Annotated in this window: 8 protein-coding genes and 3 tRNA genes; 4 read left to right on the forward strand and 7 right to left on the reverse strand. The window is 74.9% G+C overall.

The features are described from left to right. From ACFWXO_RS44325 to crcB (ACFWXO_RS44345), 5 genes are all read right to left on the reverse strand, one after another. Positions 1-1,974, reverse strand: a 1,974-nt coding sequence (locus ACFWXO_RS44325) for a DEAD/DEAH box helicase (RefSeq protein WP_380532696.1), incomplete at its 3' end; no start/stop codon positions are given. Between the two features lie 195 nt (positions 1,975-2,169). After that, positions 2,170-2,820 carry a hypothetical protein gene (locus ACFWXO_RS44330; RefSeq protein WP_380532699.1) on the reverse strand — a complete coding sequence of 217 codons (651 nt, stop codon included), beginning with the start codon at positions 2,818-2,820 and terminating at the stop codon, positions 2,170-2,172. Between the two features lie 145 nt (positions 2,821-2,965). Next, positions 2,966-3,340: a fluoride efflux transporter CrcB gene (gene crcB / locus ACFWXO_RS44335; protein ID WP_360237829.1), complete on the reverse strand. Its 375-nt coding sequence runs from the start codon at positions 3,338-3,340 to the stop codon at positions 2,966-2,968. Further along, on the reverse strand, positions 3,337-3,726 hold the full coding sequence (locus tag ACFWXO_RS44340) for a DUF190 domain-containing protein (protein WP_375895148.1): 390 nt from the start codon (positions 3,724-3,726) through the stop codon (positions 3,337-3,339). Before ACFWXO_RS44340 ends, crcB (ACFWXO_RS44335) begins: the two co-directional genes overlap by 4 nt. After that, entirely contained in the window at positions 3,723-4,196 is a 474-nt protein-coding gene (crcB, locus tag ACFWXO_RS44345) for a fluoride efflux transporter CrcB (protein WP_375895145.1), read from the reverse strand. Before crcB (ACFWXO_RS44345) ends, ACFWXO_RS44340 begins: the two co-directional genes overlap by 4 nt. Before the next feature lie 70 nt (positions 4,197-4,266). Here crcB (ACFWXO_RS44345) and ACFWXO_RS44350 point away from each other — a divergent pair, with 70 nt between their 5' ends. The 4 genes from ACFWXO_RS44350 to ACFWXO_RS44365 all read left to right on the forward strand — a co-directional run bounded on the left by ACFWXO_RS44350 (position 4,267) and on the right by ACFWXO_RS44365 (position 5,038). After that, positions 4,267-4,608 (forward strand): metallopeptidase family protein, encoded by a 342-nt coding sequence (locus tag ACFWXO_RS44350; protein ID WP_375895143.1) that lies wholly within the window; start codon positions 4,267-4,269, stop codon positions 4,606-4,608. A gap of 127 nt (positions 4,609-4,735) precedes the next feature. Then, positions 4,736-4,808, forward strand: a tRNA-Glu gene (locus ACFWXO_RS44355). 55 nt (positions 4,809-4,863) lie between these two features. Beyond that, a tRNA-Asp gene (locus ACFWXO_RS44360) sits at positions 4,864-4,937 on the forward strand. A gap of 27 nt (positions 4,938-4,964) precedes the next feature. Then, positions 4,965-5,038: transfer RNA gene (locus ACFWXO_RS44365), tRNA-Phe, on the forward strand. A gap of 79 nt (positions 5,039-5,117) precedes the next feature. On the opposite strand, the gene ACFWXO_RS44370 is transcribed toward ACFWXO_RS44365, so the two are convergent. Both ACFWXO_RS44370 and ACFWXO_RS44375 read right to left on the reverse strand, forming a co-directional pair. Next, positions 5,118-6,164 carry an alpha/beta hydrolase family protein gene (locus tag ACFWXO_RS44370; protein WP_380532704.1) on the reverse strand — a complete coding sequence of 349 codons (1,047 nt, stop codon included), beginning with the start codon at positions 6,162-6,164 and terminating at the stop codon, positions 5,118-5,120. Positions 6,165-6,187: 23 nt separating this feature from the next. Continuing rightward, a complete protein-coding gene (locus ACFWXO_RS44375) occupies positions 6,188-7,108 on the reverse strand; it encodes a zinc-binding dehydrogenase (protein WP_380532706.1) in 921 nt (306 codons plus the stop codon). Between the last annotated feature and the right edge of the window lie 288 nt (positions 7,109-7,396).

Below are 7,396 nucleotides of genomic sequence, written 5' to 3' on the forward strand. Positions count from 1 at the left end.
GGAGCGGCCGCCGCGGTCGTCACGGTCACGGTTGAAGCCACCGGAACGCTCGCGGTCACCGAAGCCACCGGAACGGCCACCACGGTCGTCACGGTTGAAGCCACCGGAGCGGCCGCCGCGGTCGTCACGGTCACGGTTGAAGCCGCCCGAGCGCTCGCGGTCGCCGAAGCCACCGGAACGGCCACCACGGTCATCGCGGTTGAAGCCACCGGAGCGGCCGCCGCGGTCGTCACGGTCACGGTTGAAGCCACCGGAACGCTCGCGGTCACCGAAGCCACCGGAACGGCCACCACGGTCGTCACGGTCACGGTCACGGCTGAAGGCCGGACGCTCGCTGCGCGCCTCGCGGTACGCCGGGGTGCGCTCCTCGGCCTGCGGCGCGGCGGCGGCCGGAGCCTCGGCGGCGGCCGGAGCGGCCTCCTCGCCGGCCTCGGCCGGGGCCTCGTCCACGATGCCCAGGTCGGCCCGCTCGCGCGCCGCACGGGCGGACAGGCGGTCGGCCTCCTCGCGCAGCTCGGTGGCGCGACGCTGCGCGCGCTCCAGCTGGCGGGTCATGTCGGCGAGCTCGCGCTCGGCGGCACCGGCGATGTTCGCGGCGCTCTCGGCCTGGACCTCGGTCAGCGAACGGGCGCCGGTGATCTTGGCGACCTCGGCGTCGAAGGCGTGGTCCAGGATGTGGCGGCTGGCGTCGACGCCCGCGTCCTCCATCAGGCGGAAGACGCCGCGGCGCTGGTGCGGCAGCACCAGGGTGACGACGGCGCCGGAGCGGCCGGCGCGCGCGGTGCGGCCCGAGCGGTGCAGGTAGTCCTTGTGGTCGCCGGCCGGGTCCACGTTGAGGACCAGGTCGATGCCGTCGACGTGGATGCCGCGGGCGGCGACGTCGGTGGCGACGACGACGTTGACGTAGCCGTCCTTGAAGTCGCCGAGGACGCGGGTGCGGGCGCCCTGGGTCATGCCGCCGTGCAGCGCGTCGGCCTTGACGCCGGCCTCGATCAGCTGCTCGGCGACGCGGTCGGCGCCCATCTGGGTGCGGACGAAGATGATGGTGCGGCCCTTGCGGGCGGCGATCGCGTTGGTGATCGGCGCCTTGTCCTTGGGCTTCACCACGAGGATGTGGTGGGTCATGGTGGTGACGGCGCCGGCCGACGGGTCGACCTCGTGGGTGACCGGGTTCTTCAGGTAGCGCTTCACCAGGGTGTCGATCTCGTTCTCCAGGGTGGCGGAGAACAGCAGGCGCTGGCCGCCGGCCGGCACCTGGTCGAGGATCTCGGTGACCTCGGGCAGGAAGCCCATGTCGGCCATCTGGTCGGCCTCGTCGAGCACGACGGTCTGGACGTCGGCCAGCTTGGCCGAGCCGCGGTTCAGCAGGTCGCGCAGGCGGCCCGGGGTGGCGACCAGGATGTCGACGCCGCGCTCCAGCGCGTAGATCTGGTTCGACATCGAGGTGCCGCCGCAGACGACCTTGAGCTTGAGGCCGAGCACCGAGCCGAAGGGCTCCAGGGCGTCGGCGACCTGCATGGCCAGCTCGCGGGTCGGGACCAGGATCAGGCCGCGCGGGTGCTTGGCGCGGGTGCGCTCGCCGTCGGCGAGGCGGGTCAGCAGCGGCAGGCCGAAGCTGAGGGTCTTGCCGGAGCCGGTGCGGCCGCGGCCCAGCACGTCCTTGCCGGCCAGGGCGTCCGGGATGGTCGCGGCCTGGATCGGGAACGGGGTGGTGACGCCGCGCTTGGCGAGGGCACGGACGACGTCGTCGTGCAGGCCCAGGTCGCCGAAGGTGATGGTCGGCTCGGCGGGCTCGGTGTCCTCGGCCGCGTCCTCGACGGTCTCGGCGGCGTCGGTGACCTCGGCGGCGAGCTCCGCGGCCTCGGCGGTCAGATCGGTGGTGTCGGTGGTGTCGGTGACATCGGTGGTGTCGGTGACATCGGCGGCAGCCTCATTCGCGGGCATGGCGAAGCGGGCGTCGTCAACGAGAGACATGCAAAACCTTCCGGAAGTGGCACGCGCCAAAGTCCGGGGTTCTGTTTCACAACCGCCTCTATGCGGTCAGCCACGGATCGCCGGAACGCGCCAAGGGCGCCAGATGGGAATAGGGCGCCAATCAAATGAATCAAACGAACGATCTACCACCATAGAGGAACCTCGGGATCGGAGGCAAATGCCCTGGCCAGGCCGCTAATGCGCACCCGCACCGGGGCTCGGGGCCGAAGATCCGGAGCTGCCGGTCGAGGGCTGCGGGCCCGGCGGGACGGTCGCGGCCGGCGTGGTGTGCTCCGGCTCCGGGGTGCCGGACGGGTGGCTGCTCGGGGTCGCCGACGGGGTGCCGGCCGAACCGCCGCCGGAGCGGCCCTCCCCGGTGCCGGCGGTCCCGCCGGTGCCCGCCGAGCCGCCGGTCGAGGCACCGCCCGGGTGGGGCGCGGGGCTGGTGTTCGCGCCGCCCGACGCACCGCTGCCGCCCGGCGCGCCCTCGGGAGCGCCCGCCCCCGGGACCGGGACCACCCCGGCCACCACACCGTTCGCGCCGGGCGCGAGCTCACCCGGCGTGGCGCTCGTCACCCCGGCCGGCGCGTTCTCGGCCTGCAAGCCCCCCTGGCGCTCCGAGCGCCCCGACGCACCCCCCGGGTGCCCGCCGCCGACCGAGGCCGAGGGGCCGCCCGTCGCCCCCGGCCGACCCGCCGGACCGGCCTGGCCGACCGGCGCCACGCCGTGCTTCTCCTCCGCCGCCGGACCGACCGACATGCACCCGGTCAGCCCCAGCCCGGCCACCGCCAGCACCGCCGCCGCCCGTACCACCGCGCCCGAACGCGCCGCCCGCACCGAAGCCACCGAGCTCCCTCTCCATCGCCCCACCCGGGCCGCCCACTGCCGCGCGGCCGCTTTCGGTGCCCAACGCGCGCCGGGCGCGCCGGGACACGGGTGGGTGGCGCGGTTCTCGGCGGCCGCCCCCTCGGGAGCCCGTCCGGGGGCCCGCTCAGCCCCAGAGCGCCGAGGCCAGCTCCGCCCCCGCGTACACCGCGCCCAGCCCCGCCGCCAGGCTCCCCGCCACGTTCGCCACCGCGTACCGCCCCGCACCGGACTCGGCCAGCCGCAGCGTCTCGTACGAGAAGGTCGAGTAGGTGGTCAGCGCCCCGCAGAAGCCGGTGCCGACCAGCAGTTGGACGTGCGAGGAGGCCGCGCCGGCCGCCACCGCCCCGGTCAGCAGGCCGAGCACCAGGCACCCGAACACGTTCACCGTGAAGGTGCCCCACGGGAACACCGAGTCGTGCCGGGACTGCACCGCCCGGTCGGTGAGGTACCGCAGCGGGGCGCCGACCGCCGCGCCCGCCACCACCAGCAGCCAGTTCACTCCGCCGACTCCCCCGCGCCCGCCCCCGGGCCCGCCTCCGCCGCGCCCGCGGCCCGCCCCGCGTACCGGACCACCTCGCAGCGGTCCAGCACCACCAGCCCCTCCGCGACCAGTTCCTCCAGCTGCGGCAGGAACGCCCGCACCCGGTCCTCCTCGTCCACGATCACCACCGCCACCGGCAGGTCCCCGCTCAGCGACAGCAGCCGCGCCGTGTGCACCAGCGAGGAGGCCCCGAAGCCCTCGATCCCCCGGAACACGCTCGCCCCGGCCAGCCCGGCCGCCCGCGCCCGGTGCACGATCTCGCTGTACAGCGGCCGGTGGTGCCAGGTGTCGCTCTCCCCGACCAGCGCGGTCAGCCGCAGCGCCGGCCCGCCCAGCCGGCTCACCGGGCACCGCCGCGGTGGATCACGCGCCGGGTCAGCACCGCGGCCGCCCACACCGCACCGAGCGCGCCCGCCAGGGTCAGCCCCAGGTACGCCAGCCCCGGCCCGGGCCGCCCGGCCTCCAGCAGCCGGCGGACGTCCACCGCGTACGTCGAGAAGGTGGTGAACCCGCCCAGCACCCCGGTGCCGAAGAACGGCCGCAGCAGCGGGTGCGCCGGACGCCCCTCGGTGACCACCACCAGGAACACCCCGATCACCGCGCAGCCCACCACGTTGACCAGCAGCGTCGTCCACGGGAAGGCCGACGGCCCGGTCTCCCAGCCCAGCCCGGCCGCGTACCGCGCCAGCGCCCCGATCGCCCCGCCCACCGCGACCACCGCCACGGCCGGCCCCTGCCCGCGCAGCACCGACGGGCGCGGGGGCGTCGGCGTCGCCGTCGCGGTGTCGTCCAACGCGTCCTCCGAGGTCGTCACAGGCCCATCAAACACCGCTGTCCGCCGCCTGGCACACCGTCACCCCAGACCCGACAATGATCCGGTGGAGATGACCCGGGAAGAGTTCGAGACGCTGGTCAGTGACGCCCTCGACCAGATCCCCCCGAAGCTCGCGGCGATGATGGACAACGTCGCGGTCTTCGTCGAGGACGAACCCGACCCGGGCGACCCGGAGCTCCTCGGCCTCTACGAGGGCACCCCGCTCACCGAGCGCGGCGAGTGGTACGCCGGCGTCCTGCCCGACCGCATCCTGATCTACCGCGGCCCCACCCTGCGTCACTGCGGGACCCGCGAGCAGGTGGTCGAGGAGGTCCGCACCACCGTCATCCACGAGGTCGCCCACCACTTCGGCTTCGACGACCACGAACTGGACGAACTCGGCTGGTCCTGACCCACCGCCGGAGGCCCCTCCGGCGGCCCCACCCCCACCCGGCCCAAACCCGTTTTGGCGATCCGCCCCGCATCCCATATGCTTCTCGACGTCCCCGGAACGCTGGAAACAGCCGAACGGACCACAAGCCCTCATCGTCTAGTGGCCCAGGACGCCGCCCTTTCAAGGCGGTAGCACGGGTTCGAATCCCGTTGGGGGCACGCAGTACCGTAGTAAAGTGCAGTGCCGCAAGACCTTGGTGGTTCGCCACCACAAGGTCCCGTGGAGCAGTTGGTTAGCTCGCCACCCTGTCAAGGTGGAGGTCGCGGGTTCAAGTCCCGTCGGGATCGCTCGTCTCGCAAGAGACGGTGCAGTACGGCCAGGTAGCTCAGTTGGTACGAGCGTCCGCCTGAAAAGCGGAAGGTCGCCGGTTCGACCCCGGCCCTGGCCACAGCCAGTGGAGGCCCCGGAGAGTTCGCTCTCCGGGGCCTCTCGCGTTTCCCGAACTCGCCCGCCCGGTCGGCGGGTTGTCAGGCCAGCTGGGTGGCGAGCCAGTCGGCGGTGGCCGGGAGCCAGTCGGGCAGGGCGGTGCCGAGCAGGTGGTTGCCGTGCGGGACGAGCAGCAGTTCGGCGTTCGGGGCGTGCTCGGCGAGGACGGTGGCGTTGGTGACGCCCGGGATGCGGTCCTCGCCGCCCTCGACCACCAGCAGCGGGAGGGTGATCGTCGGGGCGAGCGCGGTCAGGTCCAGCCGGTCGGCGAAGGCGCGGGCCGCCTCCGGGCTCCCGCAGCGCTGGACCAGCGTGTCGGTGACGAACGGGGGCAGCTCCGCCCAGTCCAGCCGGTACGGTCCGCTGACCGTCGCGGCCGCGCGCAGCCGGGGCTCGTGGGCGGCGGCCCGCGCCGCGTAGTAGCCGCCCAGGCTGAGGCCGATCACCGCCGTACGGTCGAGGTCCAGGCCGTCGTGGTCCGCCAGCGCGTCCAGGGCCCGGGCCACGACCCGGTGGTAGTCCGGCTCCGGCGCACTGGTGGCCGCCAGCACGCCCTGCCCCGGCCCGTCCATCGCCAGCACGGCGACCCCCCGCTCCAGCAGGGCCCCGGCCAGCGTGTGGAACTCCTCCTTCGAGGAGTCCATACCCGGCACCACCAGCACCACCGGGGCCCCGCCCCGCACCGCCGCCGGCCGGCGCAGCCAGCCCGCGAAGCCCTCGCCCTCGACCCGCCGGGCGTCCGGCTCCAGCAGCGCCAACGACCGCCGCATCGCCTCGTCGGCCTCGTCGGCGAGCCGCGCGGCGGCGGCCCGGTCGGGGTGCGGCATCAGCCCGGCGGCGTGGAACCAGCGGGCGGCGCGGCGGTAGGCGGTGCCGGCGGTCACCGTCCGCCCCTCGGCCGCGGCCCGCTCGGCCTCGGCGGCGTACCGGCGGCCGGTGCCGCCGAACGCGTCCGGCCACTCCTCCAGCGAGGCCAGTCCGGCGGTCACCCGGTCGTACTCGTACAGGTCGAGACCGGCCCCGTGGGCGCGCGGGCGGGCGTCCGCCACGTACGCGGGCAGCAGACCGGGGGTGTCGAAGAAGGACACGATGGGTTGTCTCCGTTCAGGGTTCAGACGAGGGTCAGGACGGCCTTGCCGCGGATCCGGCGGTCGCGCAGGTCGGTGAGGGTGGCCGCGGTGTCGGCCCAGGGGGCGGTCCGGCCGATCTCCGGGGTCAGCCGGCCGGCCGCCGCCAGGCGCACCAGGGTGGCCAGGTCCGTGCCGTACGGGACGTCGGAGTCGGCGTAGTGGAAGTGCCGCAGGGTGGCCGACTCGGGGCCCTTGAAGAAGTCGAAGAAGTCCAGCGTCACCGGCGTCCGCGAGGCCTGCCCGAACCAGACCAGGGTGCCCCGCCGCGCCAACCGGGCCAGCGCCACCGGCAGGTTCGCACCCCCCGTCGACTCCAGCACCACGTCGTACGGCCCGCGCGCCTCCCCGAGGTCGTGCACCACCTCGGCCGCCCCCAGCTCGACCAGCCGACGACCGCGCTCCGGCGAGGCCGTGACCACGGTCAGCTCGGCCCCGGCCGCGGCGGCCAACTCGGTGAAGTAGTGCCCGACCCCACCGGAAGCCCCGGTCATCAGCACCCGCCGCCCGGCCACCGCCCCCACCATCCGCAGCAACCGCAGCGCGGTCAGCCCCGCCAACGGCAGCGCCGCCGCCCGCACCGCGTCCAGACCGTCCGGCAACTCGGCCACCGACCCGACCGGCACGCACACGTACTCGGCCCACCCACCCGCCGGAGGATGGGCGACCACCCGCCGGCACACCGCGGGCCCCGCCCCGTCGGCAGCAGCCTGCACCACCAGCCCCGCGACGTCCTTCCCCGGCCGCCACCCCGGCTGCGGCGCCTCCAGCTGGAAGGTCTCCCCCCGGTTCACCGAGAACGCCTCCACCTTCACCAGCACCTCCCCCGGCCCCGGCTGCGGCTGCGCCACCTCCGCGAACCGCACCGGCTCCCCCACCTCACCCGTCGCCACCAGCGCCTTCATCCCCGCACTCCCATCAACTCGGCAGACCCCCACCCCACCCCGCCCACCCCCACCCGGTCCAACAACCCCCCACCCCCACCCACAACCCCCAGTTGTCCCCCCACCCCCTCCCCACGGGCGCGCAGGCCACCGCCCCGCGCACCCGCACCAACCCACCCCCATCAACCACCCCCCTCACCCCCTCACCCGACCAAGGCGAGAGGGACGCGCTGCGGGAGGGGGCGGTGGAGGGGGTGGGTGCGGAGAGCGGCGTAACGGGTGATTTTCAGACCGCCCACGGCGCCCAGC

It is taken from the genome of Kitasatospora sp. NPDC059088 (assembly GCF_042738155.1).
In the GTDB taxonomy this organism is placed as follows: Bacteria; Actinomycetota; Actinomycetes; order Streptomycetales; family Streptomycetaceae; genus Kitasatospora.

Coding starts and splice junctions, on each gene's coding strand:
- ACFWXO_RS44350 (WP_375895143.1), top strand. CDS start 4,267: ATGACCCGGGAAGAGTTCGAGACGCTGGTCAGTGACGCCCTCGACCAG.
- ACFWXO_RS44375 (WP_380532706.1), bottom strand. CDS start 7,108: ATGAAGGCGCTGGTGGCGACGGGTGAGGTGGGGGAGCCGGTGCGGTTC.